The 24,801-nt window shown below is 72.7% G+C and carries 22 protein-coding genes; 12 read left to right on the forward strand and 10 right to left on the reverse strand.

The annotated features are described in order from the left end of the window. Positions 1-132 precede the first annotated feature (132 nt). A complete protein-coding gene (locus tag ACFHVL_RS20045) occupies positions 133-1,035 on the forward strand; it encodes an MFS transporter permease (RefSeq protein ID WP_416629757.1) in 903 nt (300 codons plus the stop codon). A gap of 4 nt (positions 1,036-1,039) precedes the next feature. Then, positions 1,040-1,444 (forward strand): thiol-disulfide oxidoreductase DCC family protein, encoded by a 405-nt coding sequence (locus tag ACFHVL_RS20050; protein ID WP_416629758.1) that lies wholly within the window; start codon positions 1,040-1,042, stop codon positions 1,442-1,444. 62 nt (positions 1,445-1,506) lie between these two features. On the opposite strand, the gene ACFHVL_RS20055 is transcribed toward ACFHVL_RS20050, so the two are convergent. Next, positions 1,507-3,102: a DUF6194 family protein gene (locus ACFHVL_RS20055; protein WP_416629759.1), complete on the reverse strand. Its 1,596-nt coding sequence runs from the start codon at positions 3,100-3,102 to the stop codon at positions 1,507-1,509. A gap of 83 nt (positions 3,103-3,185) precedes the next feature. Between ACFHVL_RS20055 and ACFHVL_RS20060 the strand changes: the two genes are divergently transcribed. After that, positions 3,186-3,911: a MerR family transcriptional regulator gene (locus tag ACFHVL_RS20060; protein ID WP_416629846.1), complete on the forward strand. Its 726-nt coding sequence runs from the start codon at positions 3,186-3,188 to the stop codon at positions 3,909-3,911. Positions 3,912-3,965: 54 nt separating this feature from the next. On the opposite strand, the gene ACFHVL_RS20065 is transcribed toward ACFHVL_RS20060, so the two are convergent. From ACFHVL_RS20065 to ACFHVL_RS20075, 3 genes are read right to left on the reverse strand one after another with little or no spacing between them, the layout of a single operon-like run. Then, a complete protein-coding gene (locus ACFHVL_RS20065) occupies positions 3,966-4,625 on the reverse strand; it encodes a hypothetical protein (RefSeq protein ID WP_416629760.1) in 660 nt (219 codons plus the stop codon). Further along, positions 4,622-6,508: a dynamin family protein gene (locus ACFHVL_RS20070; RefSeq protein WP_416629761.1), complete on the reverse strand. Its 1,887-nt coding sequence runs from the start codon at positions 6,506-6,508 to the stop codon at positions 4,622-4,624. Before ACFHVL_RS20070 ends, ACFHVL_RS20065 begins: the two co-directional genes overlap by 4 nt. Then, positions 6,505-8,046 carry a dynamin family protein gene (locus ACFHVL_RS20075; RefSeq protein ID WP_416629763.1) on the reverse strand — a complete coding sequence of 514 codons (1,542 nt, stop codon included), beginning with the start codon at positions 8,044-8,046 and terminating at the stop codon, positions 6,505-6,507. The genes ACFHVL_RS20070 and ACFHVL_RS20075 overlap by 4 nt, the downstream gene beginning before the upstream one ends. A gap of 208 nt (positions 8,047-8,254) precedes the next feature. Between ACFHVL_RS20075 and ACFHVL_RS20080 the strand changes: the two genes are divergently transcribed. After that, complete coding sequence (locus ACFHVL_RS20080) at positions 8,255-10,813, forward strand: helix-turn-helix transcriptional regulator (RefSeq protein ID WP_416629765.1); 2,559 nt, start codon at positions 8,255-8,257, stop codon at positions 10,811-10,813. Further along, positions 10,810-11,331: a LuxR family transcriptional regulator gene (locus tag ACFHVL_RS20085; protein WP_416629766.1), complete on the forward strand. Its 522-nt coding sequence runs from the start codon at positions 10,810-10,812 to the stop codon at positions 11,329-11,331. The genes ACFHVL_RS20080 and ACFHVL_RS20085 overlap by 4 nt, the downstream gene beginning before the upstream one ends. 31 nt (positions 11,332-11,362) lie before the next feature. On the opposite strand, the gene ACFHVL_RS20090 is transcribed toward ACFHVL_RS20085, so the two are convergent. Next, positions 11,363-12,256: a lysophospholipid acyltransferase family protein gene (locus ACFHVL_RS20090; protein ID WP_416629767.1), complete on the reverse strand. Its 894-nt coding sequence runs from the start codon at positions 12,254-12,256 to the stop codon at positions 11,363-11,365. A 150-nt stretch (positions 12,257-12,406) separates the two neighbouring features. On the opposite strand from ACFHVL_RS20090, the gene ACFHVL_RS20095 reads away from it, so the two are divergent. Together ACFHVL_RS20095 and cydB are read left to right on the forward strand one after the other, a co-directional pair. After that, entirely contained in the window at positions 12,407-13,825 is a 1,419-nt protein-coding gene (locus tag ACFHVL_RS20095) for a cytochrome ubiquinol oxidase subunit I (protein ID WP_416629768.1), read from the forward strand. An 18-nt stretch (positions 13,826-13,843) separates the two neighbouring features. Beyond that, positions 13,844-14,842 (forward strand): cytochrome d ubiquinol oxidase subunit II, encoded by a 999-nt coding sequence (gene cydB / locus ACFHVL_RS20100; RefSeq protein WP_416629770.1) that lies wholly within the window; start codon positions 13,844-13,846, stop codon positions 14,840-14,842. 65 nt (positions 14,843-14,907) lie between these two features. Here cydB and ACFHVL_RS20105 read toward each other — a convergent pair whose 3' ends face one another. After that, a complete protein-coding gene (locus ACFHVL_RS20105) occupies positions 14,908-15,609 on the reverse strand; it encodes a hypothetical protein (RefSeq protein ID WP_416629847.1) in 702 nt (233 codons plus the stop codon). Between the two features lie 66 nt (positions 15,610-15,675). After that, positions 15,676-16,512: a patatin-like phospholipase family protein gene (locus tag ACFHVL_RS20110; RefSeq protein WP_416629772.1), complete on the reverse strand. Its 837-nt coding sequence runs from the start codon at positions 16,510-16,512 to the stop codon at positions 15,676-15,678. Positions 16,513-16,588: 76 nt separating this feature from the next. On the opposite strand from ACFHVL_RS20110, the gene ACFHVL_RS20115 reads away from it, so the two are divergent. Further along, positions 16,589-17,317, forward strand: coding sequence for an SDR family NAD(P)-dependent oxidoreductase (locus tag ACFHVL_RS20115; RefSeq protein WP_416629848.1), 729 nt, complete (start codon positions 16,589-16,591; stop codon positions 17,315-17,317). A 97-nt stretch (positions 17,318-17,414) separates the two neighbouring features. Here ACFHVL_RS20115 and ACFHVL_RS20120 read toward each other — a convergent pair whose 3' ends face one another. Then, a complete protein-coding gene (locus ACFHVL_RS20120) occupies positions 17,415-17,702 on the reverse strand; it encodes a hypothetical protein (protein ID WP_416629774.1) in 288 nt (95 codons plus the stop codon). A 49-nt stretch (positions 17,703-17,751) separates the two neighbouring features. Between ACFHVL_RS20120 and ACFHVL_RS20125 the strand changes: the two genes are divergently transcribed. Then, a complete protein-coding gene (locus ACFHVL_RS20125) occupies positions 17,752-18,771 on the forward strand; it encodes a tyrosine-type recombinase/integrase (RefSeq protein WP_416629776.1) in 1,020 nt (339 codons plus the stop codon). Here the strand turns inward: ACFHVL_RS20125 and ACFHVL_RS20130 are convergent. After that, complete coding sequence (locus ACFHVL_RS20130) at positions 18,752-19,540, reverse strand: endonuclease/exonuclease/phosphatase family protein (RefSeq protein ID WP_416629777.1); 789 nt, start codon at positions 19,538-19,540, stop codon at positions 18,752-18,754. The genes ACFHVL_RS20125 and ACFHVL_RS20130 overlap by 20 nt on opposite strands. 159 nt (positions 19,541-19,699) lie before the next feature. Here ACFHVL_RS20130 and ACFHVL_RS20135 point away from each other — a divergent pair, with 159 nt between their 5' ends. From ACFHVL_RS20135 to ACFHVL_RS20145, 3 genes are all read left to right on the forward strand, one after another. Then, entirely contained in the window at positions 19,700-21,340 is a 1,641-nt protein-coding gene (locus ACFHVL_RS20135; RefSeq protein WP_416629779.1) for an IucA/IucC family protein, read from the forward strand. 62 nt (positions 21,341-21,402) lie between these two features. Beyond that, a complete protein-coding gene (locus ACFHVL_RS20140; protein WP_416629781.1) occupies positions 21,403-23,073 on the forward strand; it encodes an IucA/IucC family protein in 1,671 nt (556 codons plus the stop codon). Next, positions 23,073-24,260 carry a type III PLP-dependent enzyme gene (locus ACFHVL_RS20145; protein ID WP_416629783.1) on the forward strand — a complete coding sequence of 396 codons (1,188 nt, stop codon included), beginning with the start codon at positions 23,073-23,075 and terminating at the stop codon, positions 24,258-24,260. Before ACFHVL_RS20140 ends, ACFHVL_RS20145 begins: the two co-directional genes overlap by 1 nt. 8 nt (positions 24,261-24,268) lie before the next feature. Here ACFHVL_RS20145 and def read toward each other — a convergent pair whose 3' ends face one another. Further along, positions 24,269-24,769 (reverse strand): peptide deformylase, encoded by a 501-nt coding sequence (def, locus tag ACFHVL_RS20150; protein WP_416629785.1) that lies wholly within the window; start codon positions 24,767-24,769, stop codon positions 24,269-24,271. Positions 24,770-24,801: the final 32 nt, after the last annotated feature.

A 24,801-nucleotide genomic window follows, 5' to 3' on the forward strand; every position in this document is an offset into this window, starting at 1 on the left:
GCACTGGTCATCCTCCACATCGAGCACAACCGAACCACCTGAGCCGAGTACCGGCACTACACCCAGTCGCGAACCGTTACTCGCAAAGGCTCAGTGGCACGACGACACCCGCGCGGTGTGGGAGCGGCCGTCGTGATCCGCTGGTTGTTCGCCGCCGTACCGCTGGGCCGGGTCGCCGCGCTGCGTACGGTCACCTACCTGTTCATCGTGTTCGACCTGCTGGTCTACACCTCGTGGGTACGTACCCGCGGCGACGTACCGGTCGACCTGTACGAGCCGCTGGCGATCGCCCGGGCGTTGCACCTGCCGCCGCCGTCCGGGGTCGTCGTCGACGTCGTCTGGTGGGCGCTGCTGCTGCTCGCCCCGCTGGCGGCGACCGGCCGCCGGCCACGGCTGCTCGGCTGGGCGGTCTTCACCTTCTACTTCGCGTGGATGATCATCGCGATGAGCTACGGCAAGGTCGACCACGACAGGTTCGCGTTCCTCATCGCGCTCGCCGTGCTGCCGACCGTCGGCGCGGCCCGTCACGGCGACCGCCGACCCAGCGAGGCCGCCGGCTGGTCACTGCGTGTCATCCAGATCGCCGTCGTGTGCACCTACTTCCTCGCCGCGTACGCGAAGATTCGCCTCGGCGGCTGGGGCTGGATGACCGGAAGTGTCCTGGCCCGCGCGTTCCTGCGCCGCGGCTCGGAGCTCGCCGACCTGATCGCGGTCGTCCCGTACGCGCTGATCGCCGCCCAGATCGGCATCGTCGTGTTCGAGGCGCTGAGCCCGCTGGTGTTCCTGACCCGGGGTCGGCTGCGGTACGCGGTCATTGGCTTCTTCTACTCGTTCCACCTGTTGTCGTTCGCCACCATCTCGATCTCGTTCGCCCCGCACCTGGTCGCGATGGGCGCGTTCCTGCCGTTGGAGAGGGTCCGGCCGGTCGTCTGGGCGCGGCGGGTGGCCAGCCGCCGCCCACCGGCCGGCGAACCCCCGCCGGGGACTGACCGGTCACATCCGGTGGCGGCGCCGGCCCGCGCCGCAGGACAATGAGCGGATGAGCGGAAACGGCCAGCCGGACGGCACGTTCGTCTACGACGGCGACTGCGCGTTCTGCACCATGTGTGTGCGGTTCATCGAGCGTCGGGTGCCGAACACCGCCACGATCGTGCCGTGGCAGTGGGCCGACCTGCCGGCGCTGGGGCTGACCCGGGAGCAGGGCCTGACGGCGGTCCAGTGGGTGCCGGCCGGCACGGCGGGCTCGGCCGGTGCCGGGCCGACGGCGATCGCCGCGCTGCTGCGGACCAGCAACCCGCCGTGGCGGGCCGCCGGCACCGTGCTGGGTCTGCGTCCGGTGACCGCGCTTGCCTGGCCGGTGTACCGGTGGATCGCCGACAACCGGCACCGGTTGCCCGGCGGCACCGCCGCCTGCGCCGTGCCGCGCCAGCCCACCGGCACCTGACCTGGCGGGTCTCCCGAGGCGCCCACGAACCCTGCGGGCGCCTCGGTACGCGTCCGACTGGGCTACGGGCGGCGGCGGCTGCTGCGGCGCTCACGGTCTGCGCTGCGCTCACGTGCCTGTGTCACCAGTCGCGTCACCTCGGCCGCGGTGGCTGGGCCCGGGTTGACCACGCTCGCCCACCCCTGCACGGCGTAGGCCGGATGTGGCATCAGCCGGTCGGTCTCCGCGAAGTCGAGCCCGTCGCTGTGTGCGGCGAACTCCTGCGGGCCGTAGCCGAACAGGTCGCGGAACTCGGCGCGCCCCACCTCGATGTTGAGCCGGTACCGGCCAGGCTCAGCCAGACGGGACCGTTCGTCGAAGTCCGGGACGTCGTGCCCGACGATCGTGGCGAACGGCCGCATCCGGTCCGCGCCGGCGAAGAAGAACCGGTCGCCCCAGGTGTAGGGCGGTGTGTCGGGGCCCGGCGGGATCCGGGTCTCGCTCACCCCGGGAAGGCCGGCGATCCGGGCCGCGTCGGCGGCGCCAGGCTCGGAGCCGATGTGCAGAACCGCGTCGCAGGTCTCGACCGTGGCTGTGTCCAGCGGGGAGTACCCGAGCAGGTCCGCCACGCGTTCGCGCAGATCGCTGCCGACCGGTGGTGGAAAGATGCCGGTCTGCGGGCCGAGACGTTCCTCGTAGGTGCCGGGCTCCGGCTGCCCGAGGCCGACCGGCCCGCTCGCTCCGAGACTGCCGGCCACGTACACGTACCTGTCCCCGAGCAGCGGCGACACGATCGAACCGGCGCCGTTCCACTGCGCTGCCAGGTCCTGGCCTTCCCAGTGGGTGTCCCACCGACTCGGGTGCCGTTGCAGGTGGGCGTTGTTGGCAGACACCAGGGTCGGCCCGCGGTCCCGCTCGTGGGCGAGAATGTCGAGCAGATTCTGCGCCATCAGCGCGTCCCGCACCGCCAGCAGGCGGCCGATCCGCTGCGACTGGCTGCCCGGTTCGGCCATCGCGGCATGGTAGGTGAGCAGACCGATGGCCGTGGTCGCCAGCACCCTGGCCCGGTGCCAGGACTCCGTGGACGTCTCCTCGATGAGGCGGGGCCCGTCGGCGTACAGCTGCGTCCGTAGGTCTTCGGCGAGGCCGCGCAGCGCGGCAGCCTCCGGTGACCGGCCGGGAGACCGCGTCGCGTCGAACATGATGTCCTGCGCGCTCCAGCGGCTCTCGTCGCCGACCAGACGGTCCAGGTCGGGCGCCGGCATGCCGAGGTATTCGCGCAGCTCCCGCAGGATCGGACCGGGGGCCGGCGCGCCGGTGATCTCGGTGGGGGCGTCGAAGCCGTGGAAGGCGATGCGCTCGCCGGGCGGCAGCTTGCTGTTGTGGGCGCGCAGCCAGTCGACCAGTTCGCCGGTGGCGGGGTGGGTGCCCCAGCCGTGACTGATGCCGGTGGTCAGGTCCACATCGTCGCGCCGGCCCTGCACGTAGTCGTCGACGGCGAGACCGGCGGCCCGGTCCGACTCGATCGCGATCGACCGGAAGCCGTGCCCGGCGAGTGCTTCAAGGATCCGGTTGCGCAGACGAGGGAAAGCCGGCTCGCCGTGGTAGGGCTCGCCGATCGCGAGCAGGTACGGCCGGCGCGCGGCGACGAGGGACTGCAACTCGGTGTCAAAAGCCATGACCTCAACCGTATCGTTGAACAAGCGGTTGAAACTTCGGCCGCGTCGACCTGGAGCAGATCCCGATGAAGTCTAAAAACGGGGTGTACCGGCCGGTGGATCTGGCGCGGGCACATGGGCTGTCCGCGCAGGCGGTCCGCAACTACGAGCGGGCCGGGGTCATCCCGCCGGCGGCCCGGACGGCGAACGGCTACCGGGTCTACACCGACGACCATGCGGGCGCGCTGGACGCCTACGTCGCGCTTGTCCCGGGGTACGGCTACCGCGCGGCCGGCGAGATCATGAGGTCGGTTCTCCGCGGTGACCTCCCGACGGCCCTGGCCGTGCTCGACACCGGCCATGCACAGCGTCAACGCGACCGGGAGACCGTGGACCGGGTCGCTTCGGCGGCTGTCGTGCTGGCGTCGTCCACACCGGCCGCGTCAGGCCCGGACCGGCCTGTCTCGGTCGGCGTCCTCGCCCACCGGCTCGGCGTCACCCCGGCCACACTGCGCAAATGGGAACGCGCCGGGATCCTGGCCCCGGCCCGGTCCCGGACCGCGCGGTCCTACTCACCCGATGACGTGCGCGACGCCGAACTCGCCCATCTGCTGCGGCGCGGCGGTCACCCGCTGGCGCGCATCGCGGCCGTGATCGAGCAGGTTCATGCCGCGGGCGGTCCCGGACCGCTGGCCGGCTCGATCGACCAGTGGCGGGAGCGGCTCACGGCCCGCGGCCGGGCGATGCTCACCGGATCCGCCCGCCTCGCGGACTACCTGGCCTTCCTCGAGCGGACCCACCGTGACAGTCCCGTCTCGCCCGATCCGTAGCCGGGTCCCGGCCCGCTACGCAGACGGTGCCGCGCACTCACCCGGATCTTCCGCTCACCTGGGCGACCAGAACCGGGCCAGGGTGCTGGTGGCCGGGTCGTCGCAGCCGAGCAGCCTCGCCCACAGGTCCGCGGCCGTGGCGTCGACTCCGGCGTAGCCGGCCAACTCGCCCGGGTCCACCGACCCAGGTCGCGACGAGTCACCCGGGGGCGGGCTCTCGGCGGACGGGCCGCCACCGAGCAGGTCCGCGTCCGCCCACGGCCAGCCGTCCACCGGGGTCGGCACCCCGGCCGCGTCCAGCTGCGGCGGGAACACCGCCGCCGGCCACTCGTCGGCGCCGGCCGGCACATCCGGGTCGACGCCCGGCAGCGGGTCGGCCGCACCGAAACCCTGCTCGGCCGGCGGGGCCGCACCGAAACCGTCCTCGGCCACCTCGTCGGTGCCACTGTCAGCCGCGTCGTCGGCATCGTCCGGACCGTCCGCCCAGGACAGGTCGTCACCGTAGTCCAACGCCGCCCCCGCCCCACCGCCGAAGTCGGCACTGTCGTCGTCGGCCGCCAGCTCATCGGCGGCACCGAAGCCCGCCACGTCGTCGGCCGGGCCGAACCCCTCCACCGGCAGCGGGTCGTCGGCGGGCAACCCACCCAGGTCGGCGGTGTCGGCGTCGTCACCGGGATAGTCGTCCCCGGTCCAGTCGGTGAAATCGTCGCTCATCGACCCGCCACCGCCTGCGCCGTCGGTGCCGGGGCCAGCGACCGGGCCCTGGCCAGCACCTCGTCGACCTGCTTGACCCGGGCCCGGATCGCGTCCCGCTGCGCCTGCACCGCCGTCCGCCGCCGCGCCCGGTCCGCCTTGTCGCGCGCCAACGCCTTGTCGATCTCGGCGATGTGCGCGTCCAACTGCGCCAGCCGTCGTTCGATGGCGTCGTCCAGCGCCAACGTCAACGCGTACTGCAGGTCGGTGAACCGCTGCGCCAACTCGTCGGTCAACGCCGCCCGCGCCTCACCGAGGACCTCCCGCAGCCACACCCGGGCCTGCTGCCGGTCGGTGGCGACCCGCCGCCGGTACAGGATGAACGCCCCGGCGGCCAACCCCAGGCCGAGGCCGGCGACCGGGATCAGCAGCCCACCGCCGACGACCGCCCCCGCGCCCAGCGCCGATGCGCCGGCCGCGACACCCCGACCCGCCATGAACGCCATCCCACCGGCCGACATCGCGATCATCACGTTGTCGGCGCCGCCGCCGTCACGCCGCGGCCGGGTCGCCAGGGCGTGCCGCAGCGAGCCGTTGATCCGCGCCAGCACGAACTGCAGCTCGGCCGGCGCGAACACCTGCGCCAGCGTCCGCTCGGCGACCTTGCGGAACCGCAACTCCAGGTCGTGGGAGAACCGCAGCGACAACGCGTGCAACGCCCGGTCCACCTCGGCCGGCAGGTTCTGCAACGCCTCACCCCGGGCGGCGTCGATCCGGGTCAGGAACTGCTCCTGCAACCCGCCGACGGCGCTGCGCAGCCGACCGGTCGCCTCCACCCGGGCCCGCTGCGTCTCGGTGGTCAACGCCAGCGTCCACTGCCGCGACTCGGTCCGCTTACGTGCCGCCAACCCGGCACGTTCCTGTCTGATCCGTTCGGCCGCACCCGACGGTGGATCACAGGCGGCGATCCGTTCACCGGCGGCCAGGTCCAGGCGCACCAGTTCACTGCGGACCGTCCGCAGCACGTTCGCCTGCGCCAACAGGTGCCCCTTGCCGGCCAGCTCGACCAGCGCGTGCTGCAGCGGCGCCACCCGCGACTCGGCGACCAGCTCACCGGCCGCGGCCGGCGGCAGCGTCAACGCCAACTCGGCCAGCCGCGCCGACACCGGGAACCAGGCGGCGGTCGCGAACCGCGGCGCGTACGCCTGCAACTGGGCCTGGTTGTCGGCCAGGATCGTCCGCCACCCCGGATAGGCGTCGACCTTCGTCAACGCGAACACCACCACGTTGACCCGTTTGCTCGCCTCGATCAGGAAGTCCAGTTCGGGCCGGGTGAACGGGCTGGCGGCGTCCACCACGAACAGCAGCGCCGCCGCCTGCGACACCGCGTCCAACGCGATCTCGGTGTGCGCCGGGTCCAGCCCACCGGTGCCCGGCGTGTCGACCAGCGACAGGTACTGCAGCAGCGGCGCCGGATGCGTCACGGCGATCCGCCGCGGCGGGCGCGTCCCGTCCGGCAACGCGCCCAGCACAGTGCCCCAGTCCCGTAGCCGCGCCACCGGCACCGGCACCGGTTCGGCGACGCCCGGCACGAACGCCACCGCGGCCGCCGCCGGCCCGTGACCGAACTCCAGGTACGCCGACGTCGCCACCGCCGCGTCGACCGGCGACAGACCGGGCACCCCGATCAACGCGTTGACCAGAGAACTCTTTCCCCGTTTCGTTTCCCCGACCACCACCACCGACGGCCGGGTCACCTCCCGGCGCCGCTGAGAGTCGATCTCCGCGGCCGCTTCCGGGTCCGCCTTGCGCACGAAACCCAGACAGGTGTCGACCGCCCCGGCGAGCAGGGTCCCCAACGCCGCCGGCGCGCCCGCGCCGCCGCTGCCACCGCCGGCGCTCACCGGGCTGCCGTCCGTACCTGCTGCGACAACAGGTGGAACCCGCGGTGGGCGACCAGCGCCACCCGCGACTGCGCCGGCGACGCCCCGGCGACCGCGAACACCCGCCACCGGGTGGCCGCCTCGACCGCCGCCGCCGCCAACTGCTCAACCGACGCCGCCGGCAGGTCCAAAACCCACCGCGGATCGGTCGACAACGCCAACCGGGTCAACTCCTGCTCCATCGCCTCCGGCAACTCGACACTGCCCGTCGTCACCTGCTGCGCCACCTCCAGCAGCCGCAGCCGGTGATACTCCGGCTGGTGCAGCAGCCGCTCGATCGCGTCCCGCAACATCTCCCGGTCACCCGGATGCGCCGTGTGGCTGGCCAGCCTCGCCAAGCTCGACAACGCCCAGCCCGCCTTGATCGCATCGGTGCGCCACCGGAACGCCTCGTCGAGGGTGTGCCGCAGCCGGGGGAAACCCGACGCCGCGTACAACGCCCGCACCAGATCACCGGACGCCAGCCGCGGCGCCGCCTGCAACTGCGCCACCGCGAACCCGACCCCGTACAGGTCCAGCAACCCCAGCAGCCGCTCCCGCTGCGCCGCCGGCACCGGACAGTCCCGGGACACGAACAGATCCACCGACGCCAGCAGCACCATCCGCTGCGCCGGCGGCAACCCGGCCAGCACCCGCAACGCCTCACAGTCGGCGGCGGTCAACCGGCCCGCCTCCGTCGTCTCCGCCAGCAACCCCACCGCCGGCACCACGTCGGAGACCATCCGCCGCAGCACCCGCGTCTGATCGGCCGCCAGCGGCGCCGCCACCGGCCACGGGTCGGCCCCACCGGCCACCAACTTGTCGACCTTGTTGAACAGACCCACCGAGTTGATCGGGTTGCTCGACAGCCGCGCCGACACCGACCGGAACGCCTCCAACGCCCGTACGTCGTCGTCGCGCACCGACTGGGTGAACACGTACACGATCGCCTCCGCACCGGACACCGCGCCGACGGAGTCGTCGTCGATCCCGGCGTCGAACGGAGCGGTGCTGTCCACGTCCGGCGCGCCGTCGGATGTGGACTCGGCGAACAGGAACCGCCGCGCCGAGTCACTGACCCCGGCGCTGGTCGACGACAACCCCGGCGTGTCGATCACCGTCAACTCCCGCAGATGGTCGCTGGTCAACGTCACGTCGACGAACGAGATCTGCGCCCGTGGCACCCCCAGCCGACGCGGGATCATCCCCGCCGCGTCCAACGGCAGACTCACCCGTACGCCGTCGCGCCGCACCACATCCACCCGGTCGGCGGTGCCGTACCGGAACTGGGTCACGATCCGGGTGCACTCACCGACCTCGGTCGGCGCCACCCGCCGCCCGATCAACGCGTTCACCAGGGTCGACTTGCCCGCCTTGAGCCGGCCGGCGATCGCCACCCGCAGCGGCTCGTCCAACCGCCGCCGTACCCGCAACACCTCACCACCGACCCCCGGACCCACCCGCGGACCCACCTCGTCGCACAACGCCGCGACCCGGCCACTCAACGGACCAGCTCCCATGACTGGTCACCGCGCCGCGCGGTCGGCGACAATGACAGACGCCCCACGGTGGTACACACTCATCTCGCTGGTCGTCCTCCCGACAGCACGGCACGGGGTGGTGCGCCCACCGCCGACATCCACGGTACGAATATCCTCACCGGCGCAGGATCCCATGTTCGTGCCACCTTCGCCCGGCGGGGCGGCGAGTGCGTAGCGGGGAGGACGAGTGCGGCACCCAGTCGGCGGCGGACCCGCCGCCCGTCCCCGACCCGGGGACACCGCCGGACCCGCCGCCGTCGACCTGTTCACCACCGTCACCGGCAGACTCACCCAACCGGGCCTCGTCGTCGTCACCGGCGCCCCCGGCTGCGGCCGCAGCACCCTGCTGCGCCGGGTCGCCGCCGCGTTCGCCGGCCCCGTCCACACCGGCGGTGCCCTCGCCTGCCTGGGCCACGTCCCCGCGTTCCCGCTGAGCCACGCCCTGCGGGTCCGGCTGCCCGTCGACGACCTCGCCCTGCTCGCCGAAGCGGTCCGTTCCCGGGTACGCCACGGCCTGCTCGTCCTCGACGACCTGCAGTGGGCCGACCCGGCCACCGTCGCCGTGCTGCCCGCCATCGCCCGACACTGCCGGGTCGTCGTCGCGGTACGCACCCCGCACCTGCTGCCCGAGGCCGCGTTGGCGCCGGTGCGCAACGCCGCCGCCTGCTGGCTGGCGGTGCCGCCGCTGGAGCTGGCGGCCACCGCCGACCTGATCCACCACACCGCCCCCGCGCTGGCCCCGGCGACCGTCGCGGAGCTGGCCCGCCACGCCGGCGGCAACCCCCTCGCCGCGACCGCCCTGGCCCGCCACGCCACCCGCGGCGGCCCACCGGCCACCGGACGCGACGACCTCGACCAGGTCAGCTACGCGGTCGCCGCGGCCGTCGCCACCCTGACCCGACCGGCCCGCACCGCGTTGGCCGCCCTCGGCCTGCTCGGTCGCGGCGCACCGACCACCCTGCTCGGCGACGGGGTCACCGAACTCGCCGCCGCCGACCTGGTCCACGTCGGTGACGACGCTACGGTCACCCCGGTGTCGCCGTACCAGGCGCAGGTCGCCGCCGGTCTGCTCGACGACACCAGCCGCCGAGCCCTGCACCGGCGACTCGCCGACCTGGTCGACGACCCCCTCGACGCCGCCCGGCACCTGGCGGCGGCCGGCGACCCGGCCGCCGCGTACCAGCGGGCCGTCGCCGCCGCCGACACGGCCACCACCGGCGGTGCCCGCGCCGAACTGCTGCTGTTCGCCTGCGCGCAGCCCGACGCCACCGACACCGTACGGCTGGCCGCCGCCGGCGCCGCGCTGACCGTCGGGCGGCCCCGCCGCGCCGCCGACCTGCTCGCCGGGGTCACCCTCCACCCAGAGGCGAGCGTCGTACGGGCCGAGGCGCTGCTGCAGGCCGGTGATCCGCACGCCGCCCGGGCCTGCGCCAGGTCCGTGCCCGACGACGCCACACCGCCCGTCGTCGCCGCCCGCGACCGGGTTCTGCTGCTGGCCGACCTCACCACCGACCCGGATGCCGCCGCCCGGCAGGCCGCCACCCTCACTGCCCGGCACGGCACCACGCCAGCGCATCCCGGTCTGCGGGCCGCGCTCGCCGCCACCGCCGCTGCCACCCGCGCCCCCGGCTGGGAGCACACCCTCGCCGGCGCCGCTGCCGCGGCGGCGGCCACCGGCGACCTGCTCACCGCCCGCTGCAGCGCCTGGCAGCTGGTACAGACCCTGACCGGCGACGGACGCTTGGCCGAAGCCGCCCACACCGCCGCCGCCGCGGCGAGCGCCTGCGCCGCCGACCTCGCCTACAGCTGGCAGGTCCGGTTCCTCGCCGCCCGGCTCTGGTGCCTGGCGCTACGCGGCGATCCGACCGACACCGGTCCGCCGGTCGACACAGCCGACGACCGGACCGGCGACGCCGGCTCGGACCGGCCGCCGGCCGCCGGCGATCTGCTGCTGCGTGCCGCCGCCGACCTCGCCGACCGCACCCTGCCCACCGCCGCCCACCAGTACGCCACCGCCACCACCAGTCTGCTTGAAGCCGACGCCGGCCTGCTCGCGCCGGCCCGCGCCCGACTCGCCGCAGCCGCACCGCCGACCGCACTGGTCGACTGGGTGGCCCGGGAAGCAGCCTGGCTCGACGGCCAACCCGACAAGGCCACCGCGCCGACCGGCGCACCCGCGCCGCCACTGATCGACGGACTACGGCGGATCACCGCCTTCTGGGTGGCGCACGACAGCCCGGGGCAGACCACACAACCGGCACCGCCGGCACCCGCGCTGCCGGCAGCGGCCGCCGCCACCGTCACCGCCTGGACGAGCGCCGACCCCCGCGACTTCGGCCAGGCCGCCACCGCATGGCGCGACGTCGCCGTGCGCGAACAGGTCCGCTGCCTGCTCGCCCACGGACTACACGAACCCGACCCGGTACGCGCCGTCCCGGCCCTGCTCGCCGCCGAAACCGTCGCCGACCAGGCCGGGCTGGTCGTGCTGCTCGCCCGTACCCGCCGGGCACTGCGCCGCCACGCGGTGCGCCGCGACGAACGCGCCCCACGCGGCGGTGAACTGCTCACCGTCCGCGAACGTGACGTGCTGCGGCTGGTCGCCCACGGCGAACCCACCCGCCGCATCGCCCGGCAGCTCGGCATCTCCACCGAGACCGTGGAAACCCACGTCCGGGCCGGGATGCGTAAACTCGGTGCCCGCACCCGCACCGAAGCCGCGGCCCTGGCCATGGAGGCCGAACGATGAGCGCACCGCCGCGCTACGTCCTGGACACCGTCGCCGACGCCACCACCGTCACCCGTCGGCTGGCCCGCGACGGCTGGACCCCCCGGGAAGGATTCGCCCTCCCCGACGCCAACTGGGACGTCACCACCAGCCGACTGGCGCTGTTCGGCCGGGTCACCGACACCGACACCCTCGCCCTGGTGACCCTGGCCGCCGCGCGTGGAGCCGCCGTCGTCGCCGTCTGCGATCCGGCCAGCGACCTGTGTCACGCCCTCGTCGACGACCTCGGCAGGCTCGGGCCAGTGCTGCGCCGCAGCGAGGTCGACCCGCCGACGATCGCCGACGACACCGTCCTCGTCCCCGAACAGCGGGCACTACTGGAACGGCTCGCCAACGGCGAGACCATCGCCGCGGCGGCGACCGCGGAGTTCCTGTCCCTGCGGACCGCGAACCGCCGTATCGCCCAGGCCCGCGCCGCGTACGGGGTCCGGACCACCCGGGAAGCGGTGCTGGCCTACCTGCGCCAACGACAGCGCTGACCGGCACCCCGGCGAGGGACCGGCTCGTCGGTCACGGCACCTCCGGAGCCGGACCGGCCCGACCGACGTCACCCTCGGCCGGACAGTCCGCCGTGGCACCGTCGGCCGGACAGTCCGCCGTGGCACCGTCGGGCAGCGCGTCCGCGACGCCCCGACGGTGCCGCCGACTGAGGTCCACCGGCCGGGTGACGTCGACGTAGCGGGGCGTGTGTGGCTCGTCCGGCCGCAGCGCCGCCAGTGCGTCCCCGATCGCGTCGATGATCTGGGCGGTGGCCCGCTGCGCGGCGCCGGGCCGGGCGGGGTCGATCCCGGCCAGCTGCACCGGCGGGCCGAAATGCACCCGCACCATGGGCCGGCGCACCACGGCCCGCAGCACCGCCCGGACCAACCCGCGGGGCGCCGCCCAGGGCAGTACCGCGTGCGCGCCCCACTGTGCCACCGGCACCACCGGCGTCGCGGTGGTCAACGCCAACCGGGCCGCACCCGTCTTGCCGCGCTCGGGCCACATCCACGGATCGAGCCCGATGCGCCCCTCCGGGTAGACCAGCACCACCGAACCCTCGTCGACCGCCCGCGCCGCCGAGCCCAGTGCCTCGGCGACGACGCTGGTGCGCCGGTCCACCCGGATGTGTCCGGCGCGGCGCATCACCGCGCCCACCACCGGGGCCCGGAACAGCCCGCCGGTGGCGAGGAACCGAGGGGAGACCCGTCGGGCCCGGCAGGCCGCGGCCAGGACGATCGGGTCGAACGGGCTGAGGTGGTTCGCGGCCAGGATCAGCGGTCCGTCCCGCAGCCGGTCCGGCACGTCGCCGGTGACCTGCAGCCGGGCGAGCAGCGCGACGACAACCCGGGCGGCGGTCTGCATCGCCCGCCACAGCAGCGGCGCGCGCCAGCGGGCGGGGGGAGCGGGGGCGGTGGTGTCCATCAGCCGTTGATGCTCGCACATCCGCGGCCTGACTTCGGTCCCGCCGCAACCGGGTCCGAGGTCCCGCCGGGTCGGGGACCACCGACCCTGGCCTCATCCACGACGGGTTGTAGTATGTACTACGCCTTGTAGTATCTAGATGGGGGAGCCGTGGACGCGCTCGACATAGCCCGCTGGCAGTTCGGTGTCACCACCGTCTACCACTTCCTCTTCGTCCCCCTCACCATCGGACTCAGCCTGCTCGTCGCCATCCTGCAGACCGCCTGGCACCGCACCGGCGACGACCGCTACCTCAAACTCACCAAATTCTACGGAAAACTGTTCCTCATCAACTTCGCCATGGGCATCGTCACCGGCATCGTCCAGGAATTCCAGTTCGGCATGAACTGGAGCGACTACTCCCGATTCGTCGGCGACATCTTCGGCGTACCCCTGGCCATCGAAGCCCTCCTCGCCTTCTTCCTCGAATCCACCTTCCTCGGACTCTGGATATTCGGCTGGGACCGACTCCCCAAAGCCCTCCACCTCACCACCATCTGGCTCGCCTCATTCGGCAGCATCATCAGCGCCTGGTTCATCCTCGCCGCCAACTCCTGGATGCAGAACCCCGTCGGCTACCGCATCAACCCCGACACCGGCCGCGCCGAACTCACCGACTTCATCGCCGTACTCACCAACAAGGTCACCCTCATCACCTTCCCCCACACCCTCGCCGGCTGCTTCATGGTCGCCGGCGCACTCGTCCTCGCCATCGCCCTCTGGCACCTCATCCGCCACCCCGACAGCCCCGACAGCGCAACCTTCCGCACCGCCACCAAACTCGGCGCCTGGACCACCCTGGCCGCCACCGCCGCCGTCATCGGCACCGGCGACATCCAAGGCAAGATCATGACCCAGGTCCAACCCATGAAGATGGCCGCCGCCGAAGGCCTCTACACCACCGAAAGCCCCGCATCGTTCTCCGTCGTCACCGTCGGCACCCTCGACGGCAGCCGCGAAATCTGGGCCCTCAAGATCCCCCACCTGCTGTCCTGGCTCGCCACCGGCGACCCCACCGGACAAGTCCACGGCATCAACGACCTTCAGGCCCAGTACGCCACCCAGTACGGACCCGGCAACTACAGCCCGATCATCCCCGTCACCTACTGGAGCTTCCGCTTCATGATCGGATTCGGGCTCGCCACCGCCGCCATCGCCTTGTGGGCCCTGTGGACCACCCGCCGCGGTCGCACCCCCACCAGCCGCTGGCTGCTCCGCGCCAGCCTCACCCTGCCCATCCTGCCACTGCTCGCCAACACCTTCGGCTGGATCTTCACCGAGATGGGACGCCAACCCTGGATCGTCTTCGGTGAAATGCTCACCCGCGACGGCGTCAGCCGCAGCGTCTCCCTCACCGAAGTCCTCATCTCCTTCACCTCCTTCACCCTCATCTACGCCACCCTCGCCATCATCGAAGTCAAACTCCTCATCCGCTACGCCCGAAACGGCCTCCCCGACACCACACCCGAACCCCCACCGGACAACCACGACGACACCGACCTCCACCGGCCACTCGCCGCCACCCACTGACCAACCCGGAGACCCCTCGTGGAACTCACCACCGTCTGGTTCGGGCTCATCGCCACCCTGTTCACCGGCTACTTCATCCTCGAAGGATTCGACTTCGGCGTCGGCATCCTCGCCCGCCTCATCGGCCGCACCGAAGCCGAGCGCCGCACCGCCATCGCCACCATCGGTCCCGTCTGGGACGGCAACGAAGTCTGGCTCATCACCGCCGGCGGCGCCATGTTCGCCGCCTTCCCCGAGTGGTACGCCACCCTCTTCTCCGGCTTCTACCTACCACTACTGCTCATCCTCATCGCCCTCATCCTGCGCGGCGTCGCCTTCGAATACCGCGACAAACGACCCGAACCCCAATGGCGCAACCGATGGGACAACGCCATCTTCATCGGATCCCTGCTACCCGCCGCACTCTGGGGCATCACCTTCGCCAACATCGTCGCCGGCGTACCCCTCGACGCCGACCACGAATACACCGGCACCGGGCTCACCCTGCTCAACCCCTACGCCCTACTCGGCGGCGCCACCACCACCGCCCTGTTCATCACCCACGGCGCCGTCTTCCTCGCCCTCAAGACCACCGACGACCTACGCCACCGCGCCAACAGAATCGCCGGCACCACCGGCCCGGCCGCCGCCGCCCTCGCCGTCGGATTCCTCACCTGGACCCTCACCATCCGCGCCAACCCCGCCGCCATCGCCCTCGCCGTCACCGCCACACTCGCCCTGCTCGCCGCCCTGGCAGCCAACCGGGTACGCCGCGAAGGCTGGGCCTTCACCGGCACCGCCACCGCCACCGGCCTCGCCGTCGCCGCCCTGTTCGCCGCCCTGTTCCCCAACGTCCTACCCTCCACCACCGACACCGCCGGCACCCTCACCACCACCAACGCCGCCTCCACCACCTACACCCTCACGATCATGACCTGGGTCGCGGCCCTCCTCACCCCCGTCGTCCTGCTCTACCAGAGCTGGACCTACTGGGTGTTCCGCAACCGCGTCAGCGTCGCCGACCAACCCAGCCACTGACCCCACACAGCGGTGCCCCGGCGCGCGGGATTGCACACGCCGGGGCACCACCCACCAACAACCGGTCAACCCACGTCGCGCAACTCCGCCAACCGCGCCTCCACCTCGGCCAACTCCGCCCGCAACTTCTCCGCCTGAGACTGCGCCTCGGCCCGCTCCGCCGACAGGATCTGCTCCACCGCCTCCTGCACCCCCGGCACATCCACCAGCGCCACCATCCGCAACGCCTCCGCCGGCCGGATCACATACGGCTTCGCCAACGCCTTCGCCCCCTGCGACGCCGCCACCGTCCACTCACCCTCGGCGTACGCCAACGTCACCGTCAGCCCCGCCGGCGGCTTCACCTTGGCCGCCTTCGCCGCCCGCCGCACCGGCCGGTCCGCCCCAGCATCCACGGTCGGCTCCTCCACCCGTTGCTCCCGCACCACCGGCGCCACCGGCGGCTCACCCAGCTTGAACTCCGGCTCCACCACCGGATTCTCCTCCACCACCGGCTTCGGCTCCGGCCGACGCCCACCCGTACCCCGCGGCGCCACCACCAGATCGCCGGGGGAGAAGGGCAACTCGTCGCGCCCGAACCGCACCACCACCCACTCGTCGGACACCGCCGGGTCCGCCAACCCCACCACCTGGCCGACCTGACCCGCGATCTGACCAGCCGACTCGGTGAACATCACCCTCGGCTTACGCCCAGCAGCCACCGACTCCCGAATCACCCCCAACTCCTCATCCGACAACCCATCCACAGCAGCACCCGCGGCAACCATCAGCACCCTTTCCGTACACCTGTCTGAGTCCTGCCTTCCTACCAGCCCCCGCCGACAGCATCGAGCTCACCCCACCCCGGCCCACAACCGACCCACCCGGCCCACCACCGACAACCCCTGCCGCCGACCAGCCCGCGCCGCACCCACCCGGCGTGCCGGATCCAGCAACCGCCGCCCGATCACCCGCCGCGCCGCCCGATCCGGCGACACCACCACCACACCCGACCCCAACGCCGCCGCCTGCCGCGACACCGACCGCAGATGTCCCACACCCCAGACGATCGGCGCCAACACCACCACCACCGCGTACCCCACCGCCAGATCGACGTTCGCCGCCGACCGCATCCCACCGTCGATGCACCGCCTGCCACCCACCTCCACCGGCGGCCACACCCCCGGCACCGCGCAACTCGCCGACACCGCATCCACCAGATCGACCCCCGACGACGCGTCGAACACCACGAGATCCCCCGAATCGGCATCCACCGCCGTCACCCACAACGCCCGCCGCGGCCACGACCACACCGGCAACGCCTCCTCGAACACCGGCCGCCGCGACACCCTCGACCCGGCAGCGGCCGCCACCGCGTACCGGCCGATCCGGGCCCGCGCCCGCCGCCCGTCGCGGCTACAAACCGCCGCCCACAACATGCGGGACACCGCCCCCGGCCCCATCCGGTCAGCCGACGGCTCACCCGGCACCAGCTGCCCCGCGTACAACCGCGCCAGATCCGCCCCCGAGCGCACCTGCGCACCCACCACCGCCCCCGCCGACGTGCCCACCACCAGGTCGGCGTCGCCCAGGTCGACCCCGGCCCGGGCCAGCCCGCACAACACCCCGATCTGCCAGGCCACCCCGGTCACCCCGCCACTGCCCAACACCAACGCCCGCGTACCAGTCATGTCCCTGCTATTGCCCGTCACCGCCGCCGGTAACGTCACCATTACGAACAACGGCAACGCGGAGGAGCGCCGAGGCATGGCACCGGTCACCGTGATCACCGGCGGCAGCCGGGGGATAGGGGCGGCCACCGCCCGTCGCCTCGCCCAGGCAGGACACGACATCGTCATCGGCTACCGCCGCGACACCGCGGCCGCCGAGGCGGTCCGCGACGACCTGTACGCACTCGGCCGACGTGCCGTCACCGTCGCCGTCGACACCACCGACCCCGACGCGGTGACGGGCCTGTTCGACGCCGCCGCCGAACTCGGCCCGCTCACCGGACTGGTCAACAACGCCGGCGTCACCAGCCGGATCGGACCCTTCGTCGACCTCACCCTCGAGGACCTGCGCACCGTCGTCGACGTCAACCTTGTCGGCTACATCCTCTGCGCCCAACAGGCCGCCCGCCGAATGGCCAGCGGCGGTGCCATCGTCAACGTGTCGTCCGCCGCGGCCACCCTCGGCAGCCCCGGCGAGTACGTCCACTACGCCGCCGTCAAGTCCGCCATCGACGCGCTCACCGTCGGTCTGGCCAAGGAACTCGGCCCCGGTGGCATCCGCGTCAACGGCGTCGCCCCCGGCACCGTCTGGACCGATATCCACGCCCTGTCCGGCGAACCGGACCGGCCCGCCCGGGTCGCGCCGATGGTGCCGCTGCGCCGTGCCGGGCAACCACCGGAGATCGCCGGAGCCGTCGCCTGGCTGCTCAGCTCCGAAGCCTCCTACACCACCGGTACGGTGATCCGCGTCGCTGGCGGGTTGTAACACCCCAGCCGGGCAGCTCGAGCTGCCCGGCGTCACCGGTACCGGATCTTCCGCCGTCGGCTCACCTGCGGTCCCGACCCCGATTCGATAATTTACATTATGTCAACCAGTCCCGCCGGGGATGCGCGGGGACGCCACCGACGAGGCCGCGGCGACCGATGGCCGGGCCGGTCGGGTCGCCCGCGGCGCGTACCGAGCCGGCGGCCGCCCAGGGTGTACGCCCGTCCGCCGGTCGGCGCGCACCGACCGCCCGGCGACGGTGCGGGACGTGAACCTCGACGTTGACCGCTGACCGGTCGTCCGGGATCCCTGCCGCATCGGCACCGAAGGAACGCGGCGACTCTCCCCCTGGATCTCCGTCCTCGATGTCCGCGCCCCCGGACATCGCGGACCACCCCTACCCCGATCGCGAATATTGGTGCATAATATCCCTTATGCACCACAATGGAGTTACCTTGGCGGGTGAGGCGGTCGAGGGGTTTCTCGTCGACCGGACCACCCGCAAACCCTCCCCCCACACGCTGCAGGCGTACCGCCGGGACCTCGTCGCCGTGCTGCGGCTCATCGGCGACATCATCGACCCCACTCCCCCCACCTGGGCGCAGATCGCACTGTCGGCCATCGGGCAGCGGCACCTGCGGGCGGCGTTCGCGCGCTTCGCCTCACCCCGCTCCCCCACCTCGGTTCACCGGGCCTGGTCGACCTGGAACTCGTTCTTCAATTTCCTGGTCGCCGAGGGCGTGACTGCCGGTAACCCGATGCCGGCGGTGGGTCGCCCCAGGGCTCCCCTGTCGTTGCCGAAGCCGCTGCGCGGCGAGCAGACCCCGGAGGTGCTGCTCGCCGGCACCGCCCGTCGCGACGAGCGCCAGCGTGACCCCTGGCCGGAGCGGGACCTCGCCGTCGTGGCGCTGGCGTTGTGCGCCGGACTGCGATCCGGCGAGATGCTCGCTCTACGTGTCGGTTCGATCGCTGGTCGCCAAGGTGAGCGGCGACTGGAGGTGACCGGCAAGGGCGGACGGCTGCGGACAGTGCCGATCGAACCGGCGCTGGACGCCGTGATCGACGGCTACCTCGACAGCCGTCGGGTACGGTTCGGCGTCCGGTCGGTGCGACCTGACACGACCCTGCTGGTCGACCGGCACGGCGACGGGCTGCGCCGCGGTGGCCTGCAGTACCTGGTACGGGCCTGTTTCCGGCGGGCCGGCGTCACCGAACGGGTGCCGAGTGGTGCCCAGCTGCACGCGTTGCGTCACACGTTCGCGACCCGGCTGGCTGAGGACGGGGCCCACGCTGCCGAGATCATGCGGCTGCTGGGGCACGCCAGCCTGGCGGCGAGCCAGAACTACATCGAGGTGACTGCCGACCAGCAACGGGCCGCGGTCCGCGCCAACCGGTCGAACCGGTCGTTGCAGCAGGTCGTCGACGGGGTCACCGTTACCGCGCCGCGACGGTGACGACCAGGGGGCGGTGGTCGGAGACGTCGAGTGTCGGGGTGTCGACCGAGGTGACGGCGGCCAGTGCCGCGGTCGCGCCGCGCGGGTCGAGCAGGATGTGGTCGAGCTGGACGCGGGGTCGGGGCGCCGGGTAGGTGGCGCGTCGGCCCAGCGGCCGCCAGCCGGTGGCTGCCGCGGCGAGGCCGGCGGGCATGTTCAGGTCGCCGAGGAGCAGCCTCGGTGGCGGGAGGGTCCGCAGGATGCGGATGGCGGCCCGGAGTTGACGCAGGTTCCAGCCGGGGACGAAGGACAGGTGGGTGGCGGCGGCGGTGACCGGTCCGTGTGGGGTGGTGAGGACGGCGGTGAGCAGGACGCGGGGTTCGTCGCGGAGCAGCAGCAGCCGGGGTGTGGGGTCGGCGACGATGACAGGTGAGCGTACGGGGGCCGGGTCCAGCCGGTTGACCTGCCAGTGCGTGGCGGTGTACCGGCTGATCAGGCTGATGCCGTAGCAGGGTTCGTGGTGGCCGTCGTGGCTGTGGCGGGGGACGCGGAAGGTTTCGCCGGGGGTGCCGACGAGTGCGGCGGCGAAGCGGTGGGTGTGGGCGTCTGTTGCGGCGGCGGCGAGCGCGGTGAGGTCGAGGTGGTTGGAGCGCGGTTGGGCGTGGTCGACTTCCTGCAGGGCCAGCAGGTCGGTGTCGAGGTGGCGGATCGCGGCGGTGAGGCGGTCGGCGTCGACGCGGCCGTCGCGCGGTGAGTGCCCGTGCAGCACGTTGAAGGTGGCCATGCGCACGGGAGCACCCTACGGGGTGCGGGTTGTGCGAGGGTGTCGGGATGGTGGTGAAGGCGTTGTGTTGTTCGTCGTTGCTGTTCGTGGCGGTCGGTTGGTGGGGGGTGTGGCTGCGTCGACGCCGGGGGCGGTGACGGTGTGCCGGGTGGGGGCGGAGCTGGTGTGGTCAGTGGATGTGGGGTGTCGGTGGTGCGGTGTCCGGACGTGGCGGCGACGGTGGCGCAGTTGCGGCGGTGGCGGCCGGAGTTGGTGTCGCCGGTGAGTGAGGCGGTGCCGGGGGCGCGGGCGGCGGTGCTGGCCCGGCTGTGGGGGGCGTTGGGTCGGGAGCCGGTGCCGGAGGTGGTGGGTCGGCGGGTGGTCGGTGGGGAGTTGGTGCTGGGGTTGGCCGATGGCCGGCAGGTGCGGGGGCCGGTGGGCGGTGCGGAGTTGTTCGCCGGGGTGGATTCGGGGTTGCGGGTGTCGGTGGCGGGGCGGTCGGTGGCGGACCCGGCGGAGTTGGTGTCGTTGTTGGGGTTGGCCGGTGGTGGTGTGGTGGCCGGTGAGGTGGCGAACAGTGTGGCGAACATGGCGTTGGCGCGGGGTGCCCGGGCGGTTGCGGTGGCGCGGGGGTCTGGGGACGGGTTGGTGCGGTCTGCGGTGGCGTGGGAGCAGGTGGTGGTGGATGGGCATCCGGTGCATCCGGGGTGTCGGACCCGGGTGGGGATGTCGACGCTGGAGGTGTTGCGGTATGGGCCGGAGCATCGGCCGGTGGTGGAGTTGGAGTTGGTGGCGGTGCCGGCGGGTCGGTGGGTGAGTTCGGGGTCGGGGTTGCCGCCGGTGTTGCCGGTGCATCCGTGGCAGCGGGAGCACGTGTTGGGGGCGTACGGGTGGTTGCGGGCGACTGGTCGGGTGGTGCGGGCGTGGCCGTTGTTGTCGTTGCGGACGGTGGTGCCGGTGGCGGATGGGTCGTGGCAGTGGAAGACGGCGGTTGATGTGCAGATGACCAGTGCGGTGCGGACGGTGTCGCTGGCGGCGGTGCGTAACGGTCCGGTGGTGACGGGTCTGTTGGTGGGGTTGGCGCGGCGGCTGCCGGGGTTGCGGGTGTTGCCTGAGGTGGCGGCGGGTGCGGTGGTGGTGGATGGGGTGCCGTGTCGGTCGTTGGCGGTGGTGCGTCGTCGGGTGCCGCGGGTGGCGGCGGGGGTGCAGGTGATGCCGGTGGCGGCGTTGGCGGCGCCGGTGGGGGTGCCGGGTGGGCCGTCGGTGGTGGCGGGGTTGGTGCGGGCGGGCTACGGCGGCGATCCGGTGGTGTTCGCGGGTGAGTTGGCGCGGGTGTTGCTGGGGCCGGTGGTGGTGGCGTTGGGGTTGGGTGTGGGGTTGGAGGCGCATGGGCAGAATGTCATGTTGGTGTGGCGGGGGGTGCGGTTGGTGGGGATGTGGTATCGGGATGTGGGGGGCGTGCGGTTGGATGTGGATCGGTTGGCGGCGGCGGGGGTGGTGGTGCCGCCGGTGCATGGTGATGTGGTGGCTGCGGATTCGGCGGAGGTGGCGGTGACGGCGTTGGCGTCGGTGGGGACGGCGTTGGGTGAGCCGTTGGCGGTGTTGGCGCGGGAGTTCGGGGTGGAGCCGGAGCGGTTGTGGGCGCAGGTGGCGCAGGTGGCGCGGGAGGTGGTGGCGGGGTTGCCGGTGGTGGTGCGTGGCGAGGTTGCGGCGTCGGTGTTCGGCCTGTTGTGGCCGGTGAAGGCGACGTTGTCGATGCGCTTGTCGGCGGAGCCGTTGGTGCCGCGGTGGGCGTGGGTGCCGAATCCGTTGGCGGGTCTGGGATGACCGGGTTGGGGGTGGTGGCGGCTGCTGGTCGTTCGTGCGGGTGTGCGCGGGGGACGGTGGGGTTGGCTGACGCGGTGGCGGTGGCGGTGGCGGAGTTGGGGCGGGTGGCGCCGGAGTTGGTGGCGGGGTTCCGGGCGGCGGTGCCGTGGGCGGCGCGGGTGGTGGCGGTGCGGTTGGTGGATGCGTTGTGCCGGGAGGATGTGTCGGGGGCGCGGTGGTCGTGGCGTGGCCGGGGCCAGTGGCACGGGTTTGACCGGTTCGTGGTTGATGAGGGTGCTGTCGGCGATCCGTTGGCGGTGCTCGTGGCGGGTTTGCTGCGGGACCGGCGGGGGTGGGCGCTGGCGGGTGAGCTGGCCGACGCGGTGGTGAATCTGGCGGTGGCGGTGGCGCGGCCTGGGCCTGGGCCGGTGGTGGATGGGCCGGACGGGTGGGCGGTGGCGGCGGAGCGGCGGGCGGTGACGGGTCACAATCTGCATCCGTGTGGCCGTACCCGGTTGGGGTGGTCGGTGGCGGACGTGTTGGCGCATGACGTGGAGTCGCCGTCGACCGGGGTGGGGTTCGTGGCGGTGCGCCGCGAGGTGCATGTGGGTGAGGATGTGGCTGCGGAGTTGGCGCGGTGGTATCCGCAGGTTCCGGTGGTCGGGCCGGGGTGGGTGGTGCAGCCGGTGCATGTGTGGCAGCGGGGGGTGGTGGCTCGGCGGTACGCCGATCTGTTCGATGCCGGGGTGGTGCGGTTGCTGCCGGGGGTGGTGCCGGCGGTGCCGACGGCGGCGGTGCGCACGGTGTTGTTGCCGCCGGGGGTGGATGGGCGGCGGCGGTATCTGAAGGTGTCGGTGGATATTCAGGTGACGTCGACGCGGCGGACGATTTCGGTGGCGAGTACCCGTAACGGTCCGGTGTTGTCGCGGGTGTTGGCGTCGTTGGTGGCCGGTGACGAGTTGGTGGCGGCGCGGTTGGTGTTGTTGCCGGAGGTGGCCGGGTCGGCGGTGACGGTGGGGTCGGGGCGGGACATGTCGGTGATCGTGCGGGACGGGTTGGTGGGTCGGTTGGTGGCCGGTGAGGTGGCGGTGCCGGGGGTGGCGTTGGTGACGGGGCGGGAGTTGGCGCACCGGGTGGCGGATTTCGCTCGGGCTCGGGGGGTGGTGGACGGTTCGGCGGCGGCGTTGGGGTTCGTGGACGCGTACGCGCGGGTGGTGTTGCCGCCGTTGTTGCGGTTGGCGACGCGGTTCGGGGTGGCGTTGGAGGCGCATCTGCAGAACTGTTTGCCGACGTTCCGTCATGGGGTGCCGTTCCGGCTGGTTGTGCGGGATTTCGCGGGGTTGCGGGTGTTGGTGCCGCGGTTGGCGGCGGCGGGGGTGTCGGTGCGGTTGGCGCCGGGTTCGGTGGTGGGCACCGGTGATGCGGCGGTGATGCGGGCGAAGTTGGGGTACACGGCGTTGCAGGCGCATCTGGGTGAGGTGGTGTTGGGGTTGGTGTCGTCGCATGGGGTGGATGAGGCGGCGGCGTGGCGGGTGGTGCGGTCGGTGGTGGACGAGACGTACGAGGGTCTGCGGGGGGTGGCGGGTTGTGCCGGTGCGGCGGCGGCGGATCACGCGGCGTGGACGGCGCCGGTGGTGGCGCACAAGGCGTTGGTGCGGATGCGGTTGGCGGGTGCGGGTGATCTTTATGTGCCGGTGCGTAACCCGCTGGGTGCTGGTGGGTTCGTCGGCGGGCCGCCGGTGGGGATCCGGTGATGGCGGTGGGTGTGGTCGGGGTGCCGCCGCGGGTGGCGGGTGCGGTGGCAGGTCTGGTGGGTGGTGCCGAGCCGGTGTGTGCGTACGTGTATGACCGGGTGGTGTTGCGGGAGGTGGCGGGTGCGGTGCGGGCGGCGTTGCCGACGGGTGCGGTGTTGTTGTACGCGATGAAGGCCAACGGGCATCCGGATGTGGTGGCGGAGTTGGCGGGGGTGGTGGACGGGGTGGAGGTGGCGTCGGGGGGTGAGTTGGCGGCGGCGGTGGCGGCGGGTGCCGGGCAGGTGGTGTTCGGTGGGCCGGCGAAGACCGATGGGCAGTTGGCGGCGGCGGTGGCGGCGGGCGCGTTGGTGCACGTGGAGAGTGTGTTGGAGCTGCGGCGGTTGGATCTGGTGGCGCGGGCGGCGGGGGTGCGGGTGGAGGTGGCGGTGCGGGTGAACCGGCCGGCGGGTGGGTTGGCGGGTAGTCATGCGATGGCGGGGGTGGCGACGCAGTTCGGGGTGGACGAGGCGCGGTTGGGTGAGGTGGTGGCGGTCGCGGCGGGGTTGCCGGGGGTGCGGCTGGTGGGGTTCAGTCTGCATGCGGTGTCGAACAATCTGGACGCGGCGGCGCATGCGCGGTTCGTGGTGGACGCGGTGGCGTGGGCGGTGGCGGCCGGTGTGCGGTTCGGGGTGGCGGTGGAGTACCTGAACGTGGGTGGCGGGTTCGGGGTGGACCATGCTGGTGGCCGGCGGTTCGATCTGGCGGTGTTGCGGGCGGGTCTGGCCGGGTTGGTGGTGCCGGCGGGGATGCGGCTGGTGTTCGAGCCGGGGCGGTTGCTGGTGGCGGACGCGGGCTGGTACGCGGCGCAGGTGGTGGATGTGAAGTGCACGCAGGGCCGGTGGTTTGCGGTGCTGCGGGGCGGGACGCATCACTTTCGGTTGCCGGCGGCGTGGGGTTACGACCATCCGTTCGTGGTGTTGCCGGTGTCGGGGTGGCCGTATCCGTTCGCGCGCCCGCAGGTGCGGGCGGCTGCGGTGGATGTGGTGGGTGAGTTGTGTACGCCGCGTGACGTGCTGTGCCGGGGGCAGGTGGTGGACCGGTTGCGGGCCGGTGACGTGGTGGTGTTCGGCCGGGCGGGGGCGTACGGCTGGGACATCTCGCACCACGATTTTCTGCGGCATCCGTATCCGCGGATGCTGGTGGTGTGACCGGTGGTTCAGTGGCGGGTCCGGTGGGCGGCGCGGATTGCGCGTAGTGCCTGGCGGCGGGGGTCGCCGCGGAGGGCGTCGACGTAGAGGCGGCCGTCGAGGTGGTCGGTTTCGTGTTGCAGGGCGCGGGCGAGGAAACCGGTGCCGGTGACGGTGACGGGTTCGCCGTGTTGGTCGACGCCGTTGACGCTGGCGTGTCGGGCGCGCCGGGTCGGGAAGTACAGGCCGGGGATGGACAGGCAGCCTTCGTCGTCGGTGTCGGTGTCGTCGCCGTGCAGGTGCAGGGTGGGGTTGACGATGTGGCCGCGGTGGCCGTCGGCGTCGTAGGCGAACACGCGGGCGCTCACGCCGATCTGGGGGGCGGCGACGCCGGCGCGGCCGGGTGCGCCGAGCAGGGTGTCCATCAGGTCGGTGACCAGGTCCCGCAGGGTGCGGTCGAAGTCGGTGACCGGTTCGGCGGGGGTGCGTAGTACGGCGTCGCCGATGATTCGGATCGGACGCATGGTCATGGCGGTCAGGTTACTGGCGGTGGTCGGTGGCG

Origin of the sequence: Micromonospora sp. LOL_023 (assembly GCF_048060115.1) — a bacterium.
Classification (GTDB): domain Bacteria; phylum Actinomycetota; class Actinomycetes; order Mycobacteriales; family Micromonosporaceae; genus Micromonospora_E.

Bases quoted from the DNA above. Each gene is read 5' to 3' on its own strand.
- ACFHVL_RS20050 (WP_416629758.1), top strand. From the start codon at position 1,040: ATGAGCGGAAACGGCCAGCCGGACGGCACGTTCGTCTACGACGGCGAC.
- ACFHVL_RS20055 (WP_416629759.1), bottom strand. From the start codon at position 3,102: ATGGCTTTTGACACCGAGTTGCAGTCCCTCGTCGCCGCGCGCCGGCCG.
- ACFHVL_RS20065 (WP_416629760.1), bottom strand. From the start codon at position 4,625: ATGAGCGACGATTTCACCGACTGGACCGGGGACGACTATCCCGGTGAC.
- ACFHVL_RS20075 (WP_416629763.1), bottom strand. From the start codon at position 8,046: ATGGGAGCTGGTCCGTTGAGTGGCCGGGTCGCGGCGTTGTGCGACGAG.
- ACFHVL_RS20085 (WP_416629766.1), top strand. From the start codon at position 10,810: ATGAGCGCACCGCCGCGCTACGTCCTGGACACCGTCGCCGACGCCACC.
- ACFHVL_RS20090 (WP_416629767.1), bottom strand. From the start codon at position 12,256: ATGGACACCACCGCCCCCGCTCCCCCCGCCCGCTGGCGCGCGCCGCTG.
- ACFHVL_RS20105 (WP_416629847.1), bottom strand. From the start codon at position 15,609: ATGGTTGCCGCGGGTGCTGCTGTGGATGGGTTGTCGGATGAGGAGTTG.
- ACFHVL_RS20110 (WP_416629772.1), bottom strand. From the start codon at position 16,512: ATGACTGGTACGCGGGCGTTGGTGTTGGGCAGTGGCGGGGTGACCGGG.
- ACFHVL_RS20115 (WP_416629848.1), top strand. From the start codon at position 16,589: ATGGCACCGGTCACCGTGATCACCGGCGGCAGCCGGGGGATAGGGGCG.
- ACFHVL_RS20120 (WP_416629774.1), bottom strand. From the start codon at position 17,702: ATGTCCGGGGGCGCGGACATCGAGGACGGAGATCCAGGGGGAGAGTCG.
- ACFHVL_RS20125 (WP_416629776.1), top strand. From the start codon at position 17,752: ATGCACCACAATGGAGTTACCTTGGCGGGTGAGGCGGTCGAGGGGTTT.
- ACFHVL_RS20145 (WP_416629783.1), top strand. From the start codon at position 23,073: ATGGCGGTGGGTGTGGTCGGGGTGCCGCCGCGGGTGGCGGGTGCGGTG.
- def (WP_416629785.1), bottom strand. From the start codon at position 24,769: ATGACCATGCGTCCGATCCGAATCATCGGCGACGCCGTACTACGCACC.